Origin of the sequence: Streptosporangium sandarakinum, from assembly GCF_050942225.1 — a bacterium.
Classification (GTDB): domain Bacteria; phylum Actinomycetota; class Actinomycetes; order Streptosporangiales; family Streptosporangiaceae; genus Streptosporangium; species Streptosporangium nondiastaticum.
In genome coordinates this window covers 676,466-690,266 of the sequence record NZ_CP192034.1, presented here as the reverse complement: position 1 = coordinate 690,266, position 13,801 = coordinate 676,466, and the positions used below count along the sequence as shown (strand labels likewise).

At 70.4% G+C, this 13,801-nt stretch carries 13 protein-coding genes; 4 read left to right on the top strand and 9 right to left on the bottom strand.

Annotation, left to right across the window (positions count from 1 at the left end; translation table 11 throughout):
• Positions 1-2: 2 nt before the first annotated feature.
• Positions 3-1,028 carry a nuclear transport factor 2 family protein gene (locus tag ACQP10_RS03335; RefSeq protein WP_433540853.1) on the top strand — a complete coding sequence of 342 codons (1,026 nt, stop codon included), beginning with the start codon at positions 3-5 and terminating at the stop codon, positions 1,026-1,028.
• Here the strand turns inward: ACQP10_RS03335 and ACQP10_RS03330 are convergent.
• Positions 1,021-3,699 (bottom strand): AAA family ATPase, encoded by a 2,679-nt coding sequence (locus ACQP10_RS03330; protein ID WP_433540852.1) that lies wholly within the window; start codon positions 3,697-3,699, stop codon positions 1,021-1,023. The genes ACQP10_RS03335 and ACQP10_RS03330 overlap by 8 nt on opposite strands.
• A gap of 185 nt (positions 3,700-3,884) precedes the next feature.
• On the opposite strand from ACQP10_RS03330, the gene ACQP10_RS03325 reads away from it, so the two are divergent.
• Together ACQP10_RS03325 and ACQP10_RS03320 are read left to right on the top strand one after the other, a co-directional pair.
• Positions 3,885-4,304 carry a hypothetical protein gene (locus ACQP10_RS03325; RefSeq protein WP_346017799.1) on the top strand — a complete coding sequence of 140 codons (420 nt, stop codon included), beginning with the start codon at positions 3,885-3,887 and terminating at the stop codon, positions 4,302-4,304.
• 214 nt (positions 4,305-4,518) lie between these two features.
• Complete coding sequence (locus tag ACQP10_RS03320) at positions 4,519-5,067, top strand: DinB family protein (RefSeq protein WP_346017800.1); 549 nt, start codon at positions 4,519-4,521, stop codon at positions 5,065-5,067.
• Between the two features lie 26 nt (positions 5,068-5,093).
• On the opposite strand, the gene ACQP10_RS03315 is transcribed toward ACQP10_RS03320, so the two are convergent.
• Positions 5,094-5,567 carry a MarR family winged helix-turn-helix transcriptional regulator gene (locus ACQP10_RS03315; protein WP_433540851.1) on the bottom strand — a complete coding sequence of 158 codons (474 nt, stop codon included), beginning with the start codon at positions 5,565-5,567 and terminating at the stop codon, positions 5,094-5,096.
• Between the two features lie 51 nt (positions 5,568-5,618).
• On the opposite strand from ACQP10_RS03315, the gene ACQP10_RS03310 reads away from it, so the two are divergent.
• On the top strand, positions 5,619-6,443 hold the full coding sequence (locus ACQP10_RS03310; RefSeq protein WP_346017802.1) for an alpha/beta fold hydrolase: 825 nt from the start codon (positions 5,619-5,621) through the stop codon (positions 6,441-6,443).
• A gap of 48 nt (positions 6,444-6,491) precedes the next feature.
• Here the strand turns inward: ACQP10_RS03310 and ACQP10_RS03305 are convergent, their stop codons facing one another.
• The 7 genes from ACQP10_RS03305 to ACQP10_RS03275 form a co-directional block, all read right to left on the bottom strand.
• On the bottom strand, positions 6,492-7,247 hold the full coding sequence (locus ACQP10_RS03305; RefSeq protein WP_433540850.1) for an MBL fold metallo-hydrolase: 756 nt from the start codon (positions 7,245-7,247) through the stop codon (positions 6,492-6,494).
• Between the two features lie 280 nt (positions 7,248-7,527).
• Positions 7,528-8,076: a hypothetical protein gene (locus tag ACQP10_RS03300; protein ID WP_179820172.1), complete on the bottom strand. Its 549-nt coding sequence runs from the start codon at positions 8,074-8,076 to the stop codon at positions 7,528-7,530.
• The gene (locus ACQP10_RS03295; protein ID WP_346017804.1) at positions 8,073-8,540 is read right to left on the bottom strand and encodes a hypothetical protein; all 468 of its coding nucleotides are present in this window, start codon (positions 8,538-8,540) and stop codon (positions 8,073-8,075) included. Before ACQP10_RS03295 ends, ACQP10_RS03300 begins: the two co-directional genes overlap by 4 nt.
• 39 nt (positions 8,541-8,579) lie before the next feature.
• The gene (locus tag ACQP10_RS03290) at positions 8,580-9,362 is read right to left on the bottom strand and encodes a hypothetical protein (RefSeq protein WP_346017805.1); all 783 of its coding nucleotides are present in this window, start codon (positions 9,360-9,362) and stop codon (positions 8,580-8,582) included.
• A gap of 25 nt (positions 9,363-9,387) precedes the next feature.
• The gene (locus ACQP10_RS03285) at positions 9,388-9,888 is read right to left on the bottom strand and encodes a hypothetical protein (protein ID WP_346017806.1); all 501 of its coding nucleotides are present in this window, start codon (positions 9,886-9,888) and stop codon (positions 9,388-9,390) included.
• A 48-nt stretch (positions 9,889-9,936) separates the two neighbouring features.
• Positions 9,937-11,478 (bottom strand): hypothetical protein, encoded by a 1,542-nt coding sequence (locus tag ACQP10_RS03280; RefSeq protein WP_346017807.1) that lies wholly within the window; start codon positions 11,476-11,478, stop codon positions 9,937-9,939.
• The gene (locus ACQP10_RS03275; protein ID WP_433540849.1) at positions 11,475-13,049 is read right to left on the bottom strand and encodes a pyridoxal phosphate-dependent decarboxylase family protein; all 1,575 of its coding nucleotides are present in this window, start codon (positions 13,047-13,049) and stop codon (positions 11,475-11,477) included. Before ACQP10_RS03275 ends, ACQP10_RS03280 begins: the two co-directional genes overlap by 4 nt.
• Positions 13,050-13,801: the final 752 nt, after the last annotated feature.

The window sequence follows — 13,801 nt, the reverse complement described above, 5'->3', positions numbered from 1 at the left end:
TCATGACGGCGATGCGGATGGCGGGGATGGGACTCGCGGTCGGGGCGGTGCTGGCGCTGTGCGCTGTCACGGGGCCGGCGCAGGCGGCCGAGGAGGCGGCCGAGCAAGGCTGGGACAGAACGGCGGGCTGCGCGGAGGCGCGGCCGGAGGTCACCTCCATCAGCGGCTGGGTGTCGCCCAGCGCCTGCGCCTTCATCAAGCGGCAGATCAAGTTCGGCAAGGTCACCACCCCCGACCGGGTGGGCGCCTACGTCGACATGTGGTCCAAGGACGCGACGCTGTGGGAGCCGGCGAAGGCGAGCAAGCCGCTGCTCCAGGGTGAGGAGGCCATCAGGCAGTCGATCAGCGGATCGCTCAGCCTGGTCCCCGACTTCCGCTTCCGTGGCACGCGCATCGCTGTGAACGGTCCCGCCGTCATGTTCGAAGCGCACAACGAGGCCACGATCAAGGGACACGAGGTCGACTACCCCGCGGTCTACCGGGTCCTGCTGACCGACGACGGCAAGGTCGTCCAGGGCCGCCGCTACTACGACCGGCACACCTGGTTCAAGCCGCTCGACCCCGGGCTGCCCGACCTGTTCGCCGGCGTCGCCGACGGCAGCGCCCCCGACCGGGTCCGCAAGCCCGTCCTCACTCCCGACGAGCTCGTCGCCCGTGCCGAGGCATGGAACGACGAGAACGCGGAGGCCCTGGTGGAACGGCTCACCGGCGCGCCGCTGTCCGCCCCCGGCCTGAACGGCACGCTGCGCACCACGCAGGGCAAGCTCGCCTACCTGAAGAGGTTCTTCGAGCAGGTCAGCGATGTCCGGCTGCAGCCGGGCCAGGCCGTCAAGGTCGACGGCGCGACGTACCTCGAATGGCACGGCACGCTCCTGCCCAAGGGCCAGACCGACCCGGTCAGCTTCGGCGTCATCGAGCGCGTCGGCGACACCGGCGGCGTCTCGAACGACTGGACCCTGACCTTCGACCAGCTGCCGCTCGTCGCCGACGAAGCCAAGATCACCGAGCTGTACGGCAGGCTCAGGTAACGATCGCGGCCAGCTCCGCCCGCGAGGAGACCCCCAGCTTGGGGAAGGCCTTGTAGAGGTGGTAGCCGACGGTGCGCGGGCTGAGGTACAGCTGGGCCGCGATGTCGCGGTTGGACGCGCCCGCGGCGGCCAGCCGTACCACCTGCCTCTCCTGTGTGGTGAGGACGCTGAGCGGATCGTCCGCCTGGCGCGGGGCCGCGGGGACGTCGCCGGTGGCGCGCAGCTCCGCGCGGGCACGCTCGGCCCACAGCGCCATGCCGAGCCGGTCGAAGGTCTCCAGGGCGGCGCGCAGCTGGGCGCGGGCTGCGGCGCGCTTGCGCGCCCGCCGCAGCCATTCGCCGTAGAGCAGCCGCGTACGGGCCTGCTCGTGCGGCTGCCCGCCCTGCTCGTGCGCCCGCATGGCCTCCTCGTACAGGCCCTCGTCGTTCTCGACGAGGGCGCGGCAGCGCAGTGCGACCGCGTCGGCGGACGGCACGCCGACGCCGGCCGCCCAGTTCAGGTAGTACGCCAGGGGCTCGCGCGCCCGCTCGGGCTCCCTGGCCCTGACGGCGGCCTCGATCCGGTCGGGGGCGAAGAAGAGCGCGTTGGCGGCCGAAATCCTCTCCAGGATCTCCAGCGACGCCTCTGGGCGGCCCAGCGCGAGCTCCAGCCGGCCGAGCACGGCCATCGCGGCCGCCTCGGCCACGCGGAGCCCGCGCGTTCCCGCCTGTTCGAAGACGGCCGCGGCCGCCGTCCGGCACCCCTGCTCGTCGCCCAGCTCGCCGCGCGCCAAGGCGAGCGACGCGGTGAGCACGACCGCTCCGTTCCGCTGCCCCAGGTCCTCGACCACGGGGATGATCTCCTCCAGCTCGGTCGCCGCCTCGCGATACCTGCCCATCAGCATCTGCGCCTGCAGCCGGGTCTCCACGGCGATGGCCAGCCAGCCGCCCATGTCGTGGGCCCTGCACTCGGCCTCGACGCGCGCCGCGGCGGCCTCGCCCTGACCGTAGCGTCCGATCGGCGCGCACAGCTGGGCCACGAAGAGCATGCCCGGCACCCGGAGCGCGGACAGATCCGGAGCGAGCACCAGCTCCCGCATGAGTGCGACCGCGTCCTTCAGGTCGCCGTTGACCAGTGCGGCCAGCCCTAGCGCGCCGCCCACCAGCGGAGAGCCGATCTCGGGCAGGGTCCTGAGCAGCCTCGCCGCCCGCTCCGCCAGACCCGGGTCACTGGCGTACCACGCGCAGCGCACCGCCTCCACGAGCAGGTAGGCCGCCCGTTCGGCGTCCAGCGGGGCGACCCGCTCCGCGCCGGCGATGATGATCTCGCCGGCCGCGGCCGGGCTGCCCTGCTCGAACTCCCGATGGGCGCGCACCTGGGTCAGGTGGGCGAGGGCCAGCGGGTCCTGGATCTCCTCGCTGGCCCGGTCGGCCAGCGAACCCGCGCGGATCGGCTGGCCCGCGTCGCTGGCCGCCACGGCCGCCGCGGCCAGCCGTACCGACCGCTTGGCGGCGTCGGGGGTGACCTCCGCGGCCCGCTCGTAGGCCGCGGCCATGGCCGCATAGCCGGAACGGGTGCGCGCCCGCTCCGCGGCCAGCTCCAGCTCGCGCGCCACGTCCTCGTCGGGCGTGGTCGTCGCCGCGGCCAGATGCCAGGCCCGGCGGTCGGCGTGCTCGTCGCCGTCGAGCACCCCGGCGAGCGCACGCCGTACGACCAGCCGCGAGGTAAACGGCATGTTCTGGTAGGCGGCGGCTCTGATGAGCGGGTGCCTGAAGGTCACCACGGCCCCGTTCACCGTGACCAGCTTGGCCTGCTCCGCCGCCTCCAGGTCCGTCAGCTCGGCGGAGAAGGACTCCGCGGCGCGCAGCACGATGCCGAGGTCGCCCGTGTCGTCGGCGGCGAGCACCGCGAGCAGGGCCTGGGCCGTGTCGGGCAGCGCCCTGATCTGCTGCTGGAAGGCCTCCTGCACCCGGTTGGCGACCGGAATCGTGGTGAACGGGTTCAGCTGCCCGGCCTGCTGCTCCGCGGTGAGCGTGGACGGCAGCTCGATGAGCGCGAGGGGATTGCCGCCCGCCTCGTCCAGGACGCGGTCACGCACCTTCGGCGCCAGATCCCTGGTCGACTCGGCCAGCAGCGCGATGGCGGCGTCGCGGTCCACACCGTCCAGCCACAGCTCGGGCAGCCCCTGCGGGCGGAACTCCTCCCTGCCCGCGAACACCAGCGCGATGCCTTCCGCGTCCAGCCGCCGCGCCACGAACACCAGCGCGTCGATGGACGCCTGATCGAACCACTGCGCGTCGTCGACCAGGCAGAGCAGCGCCCCGTCGCCCGCGACCTCGGCCAGCAGGCTGAGCACGGCCAGCCCGACGAGGAACCGGTTCTCCGGAGCCGCCGCCCCCAGCCCCAGCGCGCCCTGCAGCGCCGCCGCCTGTGCCTCGGGCAGCGTGTCGATCCGGTCGAGTTCGGAACGCAGGAGCAGATGCAGGGCGGCATACGGCAGCTCCGCCTCGGACTCGATGCCGACCCCGTGGAGTACCCGAACCCCCGCGGCCTGCTCCGTCAGGTGGCCGAGCAACGCGGTCTTCCCGATACCCGGCTGGCCGCGTACCACCAGCGCACCACTGCGCCCGGACCGCGCGTTCGCCAGCAGCCGGTCCATCTGAGCCTGCTCCGCAGCCCGCCCGTACAACATGGCTGAAATCTAATCCAGCGGAACGCGGATCAGATCTCCGGCCTGGCGGCGGCGAATGACGGATGCCCGCCGGGTGTGAGCGGGTGAGCGGGCACTACCGTCACGATGACAGATTCGGCGCGGCGTCGACCTGCGTAATTTCGTTGGCACAGGGACGACAGCGTTCCGCACGAAAGGATCTGATCATGGCCGCCATCGCCACCGCGCCCACCACTACCGCCGACTCCAACTCCGAGGCCAAGCTGCTGCGGTTCGCGCTCAAGCTGGACGCCATCGCGTCGGGCGCCATCGGCCTCGTCCTCCTGGCCGTCGCAGCGATCTCCGGCTCGATGTTCGGTCTGCCCGCCGCCTTCCTCGTGCCGGTCGGCGCGTTCCTGGCCGTCTTCGCCGCGGACCTCCTCTACCTTGCCACCCGTCCGGTGCTGAACAGGGCGGTGGTGATCGCGGTGATGGTGGTCAACGTGGCCTGGGTCGTGGCCAGCGTGGAGATGCTGATCGCCGGATGGTTCCCGGTGTCCGGTCTGGGCACGGCCTTCGTGATCTTCCAGGCGGCAGGGGTGGCGGGCTTCACGGGCCTGCAGTTCGCCGGGCTCCGGAAGGCCTGAGCGAGCTGCGTGGCAAGGCACGCCTGCAATGCGCCCACGGGGAGTAGCCGGACCATGAGACCTCCGGGCAGCACCGCGCTGCCCGGAGGTCTCATACGTGGGTGAACCTCGATGGCCCATGGCGAGCCGGGGCGCCTGTCGTGGGCCCGGACGATGGGAGCGCACCCGCGAAATCCTGTGGAGCCGGAGCGTCCCGCCGGACTAGGTTTCCGTCATGTCCGAGCTTGAGCGGCTCCGCTGGCAGCTGAGCGTGTCCTGGTCGCTGCTGTCCCTTCACCTGGAGCGGGTGACCGACGAAGAGGCCCTGTGGGAGCCCGCGTCGAACTGCTGGAACGTCCGCCGCCGTCCGGACGGGACATGGGCGGCCGACTGGGTCGTGCCGGAGCCCGAGCCGATCCCGGTGACATCGGTCGGGTGGGTGATGTGGCACATCGGCTTCTGGTGGAGTCACACATATGAGCGGTGCTTCGGGGAGCCCGGCGCGGTGGCCGCGGAACTCGACTGGTCGGAGGCCGCGGCGGCGACACCGTGGCCGGGGGACGCGGCGTCGGCGGTCGGCTGGCTGAACGAGTGCCGTGACCGGTGGGCCGGCGCACTGGACTCCCTGAACGAGACGGAACTGGACTCCACCGAGCGAAGCCGCTGGTTCGCCGACGGGACCCTCTCCCTGGGACACGTGCTCGCGTGGGCGAACATCGAGCTGATGAAGAACGCCGCGGAGATCGGATCGCTGCGCCACCTGTACAACGCCGACCGGGGCTGACGGCGGCGCGGTCGTATCACGGCAGGTCACCCGGAGGAGCCGGCCGCCAGCCCGCCGGGTTCCCGGGATCGTCCCGGGGAAAGGCGGGCGGCGACGGTCTCCAGCAGGGCGACCACCTCGGCGACCCGTGCCGGGTCGTCCGTGCCCAGCGCCTTCGCGAGCGGGCCGTCGATCGGTGCGGCTCGCACCTCGGTCACCCTCTCCGGCACCTCGGGAGCGACTTTGACCAGGGTGCGGCGGCGGTCGGCGGGATCGGGGCCGGTCACGACGGCGCCGACCGTTCGCAGCCGGCCCACGGCGGCGGAGACGGCGCTCTGCGGCAGGCCGGTGCGCGCGGCGATCTCGCCGATGGAGGTCTCGGCATGGCCGCGCAGGTCGGCGACGACCACCAGGACGGTACGGGTGCTGGTGGTCTGCGGCCCGATGCTCTCGGTGGGCATGGCCTCCTCGCCGATCTTCATCAGCGTCCGGCCGAGCAGGAAGAGGTCGACTCCGTTCACGCCATCAAATTTACATCAAAAAAGATGCATCAAGTCTGATACGTTCAGGACATGAACGGAATCCTCCACGTCCCGGGCGCCCGTCTCTACTACGAGGTCCGCGGCACCGGCCCGGTGCTGCTCATCTCCCAGAGCGGCGAGGGAGACGCCCGCCGTACGGTCGACCTGGTGGATCGGCTCGTCGCCGACCACACCGTGGTCACCTACGACCGGCGCGGCCTGTCGCGCAGCGTCCTGGACGCCCCCGACGCCGGCGCCACCATGGCCGAGCACGCCGACGACGTCCACCGGCTGCTCGCGGAGGTCACGGACGCGCCCGCCGACATGCTCGGCTGCAGCTTCGGCGCGGTCCTCGGCCTGCACGTGGCCATCGACCACCCCGGCCGGCTCGGCACGCTCATCGCCCACGAGCCCGTCGCGCCCGCCCTGCTCCCCCTCGCCGAACGCGAGCACCACCGGCGGGAGCTCGCGGACCTGCAGCGGCTCTACCGCGACCGGGGACTCGCCGAAGCCATCACCGGGATCGCCGGGGTCCTCGGCATCGAGCTCGGCGAACAGCAGACCGAGCCGGGACTCACCCCGCACCCGATGGACGACCGGCGCCGGGCCGGCTTCGACTTCTTCATCCGCAACGACTTCAGCGCGGTCATCGACGACACGCTGGACGTCACCAGGCTCAAGGACACCGCCACCCGCGTCATCCCCGCCGCCGGGCGCACCACCCCGCGCCACGTGTTCGACCGCCGATGCGCACACGAACTGGCGGCGCTCATCGGCACCGAGGTGGCGGAGTTCCCCGGCGGGCACAACGGCAACCTCACCCACCCGCGCGCCTACGCCGCACGCATCCGTGACCTGCTCCGTCCCCGCTCCTGATCCGGCCCCCGCCGGACCGATCTCGGCTTCCTCATCCGCCCTGGTCGATCACCGGACGGGCATCAGAGGAGCCGGTCGTCCCGGGGCGGGGGAGACGAGCAGGTCGTCGAGACCGGCTTCGGAGAAGGCGGCGCGCACGTCCGACTGGTTCTCGGTGAAGTGGGTCCAGCCCTCGACGTGGAGCGGCACGACGTACCGGGCTTTCAGCAGGCGCGCGGCGATCACCATGTCGGCGGCGTTCAGGGTGAGCCGCTCGTCGATCATGGGTGTGCGGACGGCACCGCCGAACAGCAGCGCGACGTCGACGGCCGGGAACCGCCCGGCTATGAGTTCCACGCACTCCAGCGAGGCGTTGTCCCCGCTGATGTAGACGGTGGGCAGCCCGTCGCCGGTGAGCACGAAGCCGGTGACCTGCCCGACGATGGGCTCGCATCCCGGCGGGCCGTGCAGGGCGGGAACGGCGGTGACGCGGACCCCGCCGACGTCGTGGTGCCGCCAGGGGTGCATCGGGGTGACGCCGGTACGCTCCGCGGCCTCGGGAGTGCTCAGGGTCAGCGGCGCGGCGGACACCACCTGGCGCCCCAGCCTGTCCAGGTTGTCGGGATGCTGGTCATGGCTGAGCAGCACCAGATCCACCTGGCCGACGTCGGTGTGGGAGAGGGCCGGGCCGATGGTCTTGGTGAGCGTGAGCGGCCCGACGGGGTGATCTCCCGGCGGATCGAAGGTCGGATCGGTGAGGATCCGCAGCCCGCCGAGCTCCAGCAGGGCCGTGGGGCCGCCGATCGTGGTGATGGTGGGCTGCATGGGCGGCTCCGTTCGCCACGCGGTCGGGCATCGTCCGGATCACGCTAACCGAACGAAGCGCGGAACACCCCCCGATCGGGTGCACCACCTGGCGTTTCGCCCTTCCCGACCGGAAGGTCACCAAGGTCCCGCTCATCCCGGACACGCCGAACCCGTACCGATGACGATCGGGCGGTGCCCGCGGCCACGGGATCGGGCCGCGCGCCGGTCGGTCATGGCCGCCGTCCGCCGGCGACCATGACCTCCACCTTCACCGCGCCGCGCGCGGTCCCGAAGGCCGTCAGACGGGCAGTACCCGCAGGGCGGGGTGGCGGACCGAGTTCAGATACAGCTTGTCGGTGCCGTGCTCCTTCTCCAGCTCCAGGACGAGCCGGTAGCGGTAGAGCCCCGGCCGGGCTTCGCTCATCACCGCCCCGGCCCAGTAGTAGTAGACGGCGGTGTACTGGTCGCGCATCCGGTCGGGAGCGCCGTAGACCTTGAGCTCGGTCATCATCCGTCGTTCGGCGACGTCCTCCTCGTCGCCCTTCTCGACGTCGAGGAAGACCAGATTGTTGATCTTCGGCATCGGAGGCCAGGTGCCGTCCGGACGGCGGTGCATGTCGATCGGGCGGATGATCCAGTTGATCACCTGCCCCTGCTTGCAGACGGTCTCCAGATGGTCGGTGCCCTGCCCGACCCCGCCGACACTGTTGTCCATCATGTAGAGGCAGCCGTCCAGAGACTTCGTCGCGGCGGCCCTCTCCATGTCGACGAGGGTCACCACGTTCAGCTGGACGGAGTTGAGCTGGCCGCGATCGGCGAAGTCCGTGGCCGCGTACGCCTGGGTCATCGGCCTCCCCTTTCCTCGTCGGCGGGACCGGCCAGGGCCGGCCGGGCGGTGGGGGTGAACGGCGTGCTGACGGTGCCGAGCAGGAACGAGAGCCGGTACGGGACCGGTTCGGTGATGTCCTGCTTGACCTCGGCGGTCCAGAACACGATGTCGGTGCCGGGATACACCTTCCGCGTGGGCTCGGCGATCCGCGGGTCGATCTCGATGTCGGTGAGGGCCACGTAGGTCTCGCACTCCAGCGGGAGCACGTTCCACAGCAGGGTGTCGCCCTTGCGCACCCGGCTGTGCAGCTCAGGGGTGCCGAAACCGGTGGACCCCACGGTCTTGTTGGTGTCGTAGAGATAGAGGTTGTCGTCCAGGTTCTCCGACGCCAGGGCGGCCACGGGGTCGACCACCGCGGTGATCGTCACGGGCCGGGCGGGCCGGGTGGGCCGGCGTTCGGACTGTCTGTTCCTCGGGGGCATGCGGCTCCTCCGCTCGAAAATGCTCCGGCTCGGACCGGGTCAGCCTGCGGCCGGGACGGGCGGAAGGGGGAGCACGCCCAGCCCGGCGCCGGTGAACCCGTTGCGCTTCGGATCGTTGGTGATCTTGAGACTGGACTCGCAGGTCAGGTCCACGGACTCCCAGACCAGCTCGTCGTTCCGCTCGACCAGCTCGTGGAGCTGGACGTGCATCGTGTACGAGTAGACCCCGGGCCGGCTCGTGTCCACGGTCGCGGCCCAGTACCAGCCGTCGTAGATCATGTCGGGCGACCCGTACTGGGCCGGATACATGATCTTCTCGGCGACGGCCGGTCCGGTGATATCGGTGATCACCGGAGCCGGGTAGTTGTACGCGCCGGAGTCACTCGTGGTCCTGCCGGTGACGTCCAGCAGCTTGGACTCGGTGAGGCCGCGCCCGCCGCCCGACTTGCGGGCGCGCTTGCCGACCCGCCGCTGCAGCCGCTTGATGTCGGCGTCGCTCACACCGCCCTCGCCGTCGAGCGCGGCCAGTTCCCTCAGCGTGCGCCGGTCGTCGGCGCGTTCCTGCTCGGCCAGGTAGTTGCGCGGCACCGTCGGGGGGATCGCTCCCAGCACCGCGGGCAGCCAGTTCAGCACCTGCTCGGTCGCCTGCGACCCGTCGGAGAAATGGGTGCCGGGCACGATCGTCACCAGTTGCTCGGTGCCCACCCCGACCGAGCCGAGGAACTTCATGTTGTCGAACCAGTACGTGTTGCCGTCGAGCGATCGCGTCCGGAGCGCGTTCTCGACGTCGAAGAGCACGATGATCCCGTGTTGCTGGGCCATGAGACCGCCTTTCGCAGAACGTGGCTCACACGCGCAGCAGCGCGGGCGAGTCGATGTGCAGCACGCTGTTGGATCCCTCGTGGAGCTTGAGGGAGAGCCGGTACCGGTACGGGACACCGGGCGTCATGTCGTAGGGCACGATGCCCTCCCACACCAGCAGGTCGTGGTTCTCGTAGCCGCCGGAACCCATGGCGTCGCCCTCCGTCCCGGGCACGGCGCCGGGTGCCGGGAAGGGGGCGGAGTCCACCGGATGCGGCGGCACGGTCTGGCCGGCCGGGGGCGCGACGGTCGCGCCGGACAGGAACTCGATGGCCTCGATCTCGACCGGAGTCTGCACGTCCACGTGGATGGGCGTCCAGTGGACGACCTGTCCCGGGACCACCGCCGTGACGAGGTCGGGGGTCCCCTGGTGCATGCTTCCTGCCGAACTGTCGTCGACCAGCGAGAGGTTGCCGTTGTGCAGCGTCCGGTCGGACAACGCCCCGACCGCGTCGACCATCACGACGATGCTGATCCTCTGTTTCATCGTTCCTCCCTTGTCGGGTGTCATTCGGGCGTACGGGCCACCACGCGCTCAGCCCCGATCCCTGACCAGCGGTGTCTTGCCGACGGTGGTCCGCTCGATCTGTGGTGAGGAGCGCGGCACGAACACCAGCCGGAACCCGTATCCGGTCTGCTCGATGGCCGCAGCGTTGGCCTCCCGGTCGTTGAAGAGCGACAGGGAGCTCGGCAGCGCGTGGACGAACAGATTCCGCGTCCCGCTCGGGCCGAGGGCGTGCTCGACGGCCGCGGCCGTGCCCTCGGCATCGTCCACCGCCGCGAGCAGGGTGAGGGTCCGGTCCTCACGGTGGTTGTGGAACTGGACCTCGTGCGCGACCAGGTCCAGGTCGACGCCGGTCGTCGAGCGCAGCCGCCCGCGCAGGGCCGCGTAGGCCAGCGTCGCCGAGTACTGGCTGTCGTTGAGGTGCAGCACGTCGGCGGTGCGCCCGGCGAACTCGAACCGCTCGGTGCGCAGCCCGGGTCCGTTCAGTGCGGGGCGGCGGATCATCCGGTCGCCGAGCTTGAGCCGGAGCAGCGGCGTCTCGCCGGCGTGCAGCCGGGTGACGACCAGCTCGCCCTCCTCGCCTTCGGCGACGGCACGGCCGTGCTCGTCCACGATCTCCACCAGGTGCAGCCCCGGCACGGCGGACAGCGCCGGCGAGGTGTGGTCGAGCTGGAGCCCGACGCACTCGGCCTGGGTCGCGGCGAAGTAGCTGAGGATCGACACGTTGGGGAAGAAGGCCTGCAGCTCGTCGCGCTTGCGCTGCGGCAGGGAGCCGCTGCCGTACATGGCGACCCGGAAGCTCGCCCTGGCCTGCGGGGACAGTCCCGCGCCCAGCTCGGGCAGGAGCGCGATGCCGGCGGTGATGCCCATCAGCGCCTTGTGGCCGGGGTAGGAGAACATGTGCTCCAGCACCGGCGCGCTCACCGGTCCCGCGCCGATGTAGTTGACCCCCGGGACCTGGGACAGGACGCCGCCGACCATGGTCCCGCTGCTCCACATCTGGTAGTCGGCCAAGGTGGTGAACAGCCAGCGCGGCGCGGGGCCGCGCAGGTAGCGGCCGAGCTGGTAGGCCCCCATGAACGCCCCGGCGATGCGGTAGGTGTCGCGCAGCTCCCGCAGGGAGTACACGATCTCCAGGGGCATGCCGTCACCGGTGCCGCCGCTGGCCACCACCTCGAATCCGCCGTGTTCGAGCGGCACGACCATCCCGGCCCGGGCGCCCATGAACATGTCCCGCTGCACGGTCTTGTCCGAGAGGGGGATCCGCTCCCACTCGGACATGTCGGCGGGGGCGCTGCGGATCCCGAAGTAGTGCAGCCGCTCGCGCCACAGCGGGTTGAGCAGGGCGACGCCGACGAGCTGCTGAAGCCGGCGGAACACCAGCGCGTTCTGGAGGTCGAGCGGGGACTCGCAGTACGGGGTTCCGGTGAGCCGCCCGCACTCCTCCAGTTTCTCCGCGAACGACGGCAGCCGGATGACGTCGTCCACCGAGCGGGGCCGCAGTTCCTCCTCGGGGATCAGCCGTGCCGCCAGCTCCGCCGGGGCGGTGACGTCCGAACTCGTCATGGTCATGAATGACTCCCGTTCCGTTGGCCGGGCCGGGCCGCGACGCTCTCGCGCAGCACCCGTTGCCCGATGTCCCTGATCTCGGCGATGAGCATGGCCAGGTGGTCGGCGTCGATCAGGTGGTTCATCACCACCACGCGCAGCGCCGCCACCCCGTCGATGTCGACCTTGGAGATGAAGAAGCGCCCGCCGCCCCGGATCCGGTTGCGGATCTCCAGCTGCAGGCGGTGTACGGTCGCCGGTTCCAGGCCGTCCGGCCGGTACCGGAAGCACAGGATGTTGGACTCCGGCTCGTGTGCCACCGCGAAGTCCGGCTCGTCGGCGAGCATCCGGTACGCCTGCCGGGCCACCGCGCACAGCCGGTCGATCTTCTGCGCGAACAGCGCCGGGCCGTAGACCGACCAGACCGCCCAGAGCGGCATGATCATCGGGCGTTTCGTGCACTCGAGGTTCTTGTCCGCGCTGTCGTAGGCGCTGTAGACGTCCGGTTCCTCGTCGAAGACGTAACTGGCGCGCTGCCGGAACGCACCGCGCGCCGTCGCGCCGTCGCGGTAGAAGAGCAGCGTGCACGGCGCCGGCATGAACAGCATCTTGTGGGCGTCCCAGGTCAGCGAGTCAGCCTGCTCGATGCCGCGCAGCCTGCCCCGGTGCCGGTCCGACAGCAGCAGGCTCGCCCCGTGCGCCCCGTCCACATGGAGCCAGAGCCCATACCGGCGTGCCACGGCCGCGAGCTCCTCCAGCGGGTCGAAGGCGCCCATCGACGTGGTCCCGGCCGAGGCCACCAGGCAGAACGGTCGCAGACCGCGCCGGCGCGCCTCGTCCAGCGCCGGGCCGGCCGTATCGGGGCGGATCCGCCCGCCCCGGTCGACCGGGAGCCGGACGAGCTGCCGTTCCCCGATGCCGAGCACCCCGGCCGCCCGGGTCACGCTGTAGTGGGCCTCCTCGCTGATCGCGATGGCCGGGGAACCCGGCACGCTGCCGGCGCCACGCGTCCAGATCTGCGGGAAGGCGCGGTTGCGGGCGGCCAGCAGCGCGGTCAGGTTGGCCAGGGAGCCCCCCGAGGTCGTCACCATGGCGAACCGGTCGCTGTCCCAGCCGATGAACCGGTTGAGCTCCTCGGCCATGAGCCGCTCGGCGACGTTGGGGAGCTGCCCGGCCTCGTAGAAGGAGGAGGGCTGGTTGACCACCGAGCCGACCAGGTCGATGAGACCGGCCAGCGGCACCACGCCGGAGAACTGCCGTCCCATGTAGCCGGGTGAGTAGACCGGGATGCCGGTCCCCGTGTACAGGTCGACGATCTGGTTCACCCGGTCGGCGTCGAAGTCGGCGATGCGCTGCCGTTCCGGGGTCATCAGCGCCCGCGCGGCCTTCATCAGCACCGCCGGATCGAGGAGGTCGAGCCCCCGGACCGACCGGTCGCCCAGGTACGTCGTCAGGCGGCTGACGATGCCCGCGGCGCCGTCGTGGAAACGTCCGGGGTCGAAGGCCGCGGTGAGACCCGGCGTGGGTGACCGGGAGCCTTCGCCGGTCGCCGGCTCCGGAAGGGGGCTCTGGCCATCGGAAAGTGAACTCGTCACGGAGGGTACTCCAAATGGTCCGGAGTTGAGAACGCTCACCTGGTCGGGCCCGGGAGAGAATTCGCACGCGGCGAACCGGACTCCCGGTCGATCAAATGAAGGTTCTCGCGAGTGAGTGCGTGATCTGCGATGGTGCGTCGAGCAAAAAGAGACCTCGACACTCGGGGGCACGGGGCGGAATTCGTACCACCGGGTCGTCGCGGCTATTTGGAACGGTCCAACTTCGAGAGACAACGTCGATCGGCAACAACGGGAGACGACATGAGAGGACGCCTTCGCCCTGCTCACATCCTGTTCAAGCAGATCGGGTCGGTCCGGCGACGACATCGCCGACGATCATGATCTGGGGGTAACCCGTCGTGGACGAATCACGATCGATTCAGCCTGCATTTCGCCCGACGCATACGTTGGAACACCCGTCATGCAGTTGACCTAATCATTGATGACAGGAGGGGCGCAAGACCCGGGGCACAGGTGGAGTGGCAGATTCCGGCCACAGTTACGCATGGCCCTTGAGACGGATAGATGTCCTCCTGATATCAGTTGCCGAATGCCTCGTGAGTTTTTCTCGTGAACCCGGATCAAGCTCGGTGTTCGAGGCCGCCGTTCCGACAGGAGATCTCGCTGACAGCACATTCTAATTATATGTATCTATATTCGATTAAATGCGATAGAAGCACAGATGGGCTGATCTTTACAGACGTAAGCATCAAAGGAGGATTTATGCCATTTACAGCTGATGCCGGATCCGC

Excerpts from the sequence above, each read along its gene's own strand:
- ACQP10_RS03335 (WP_433540853.1), top strand. The coding sequence starts at position 3 with ATGACGGCGATGCGGATGGCGGGGATGGGACTCGCGGTCGGGGCGGTG.
- ACQP10_RS03330 (WP_433540852.1), bottom strand. The coding sequence starts at position 3,699 with ATGTTGTACGGGCGGGCTGCGGAGCAGGCTCAGATGGACCGGCTGCTG.
- ACQP10_RS03325 (WP_346017799.1), top strand. The coding sequence starts at position 3,885 with ATGGCCGCCATCGCCACCGCGCCCACCACTACCGCCGACTCCAACTCC.
- ACQP10_RS03320 (WP_346017800.1), top strand. The coding sequence starts at position 4,519 with ATGTCCGAGCTTGAGCGGCTCCGCTGGCAGCTGAGCGTGTCCTGGTCG.
- ACQP10_RS03310 (WP_346017802.1), top strand. The coding sequence starts at position 5,619 with ATGAACGGAATCCTCCACGTCCCGGGCGCCCGTCTCTACTACGAGGTC.
- ACQP10_RS03305 (WP_433540850.1), bottom strand. The coding sequence starts at position 7,247 with ATGCAGCCCACCATCACCACGATCGGCGGCCCCACGGCCCTGCTGGAG.
- ACQP10_RS03300 (WP_179820172.1), bottom strand. The coding sequence starts at position 8,076 with ATGACCCAGGCGTACGCGGCCACGGACTTCGCCGATCGCGGCCAGCTC.
- ACQP10_RS03295 (WP_346017804.1), bottom strand. The coding sequence starts at position 8,540 with ATGCCCCCGAGGAACAGACAGTCCGAACGCCGGCCCACCCGGCCCGCC.
- ACQP10_RS03290 (WP_346017805.1), bottom strand. The coding sequence starts at position 9,362 with ATGGCCCAGCAACACGGGATCATCGTGCTCTTCGACGTCGAGAACGCG.
- ACQP10_RS03285 (WP_346017806.1), bottom strand. The coding sequence starts at position 9,888 with ATGAAACAGAGGATCAGCATCGTCGTGATGGTCGACGCGGTCGGGGCG.
- ACQP10_RS03280 (WP_346017807.1), bottom strand. The coding sequence starts at position 11,478 with ATGACCATGACGAGTTCGGACGTCACCGCCCCGGCGGAGCTGGCGGCA.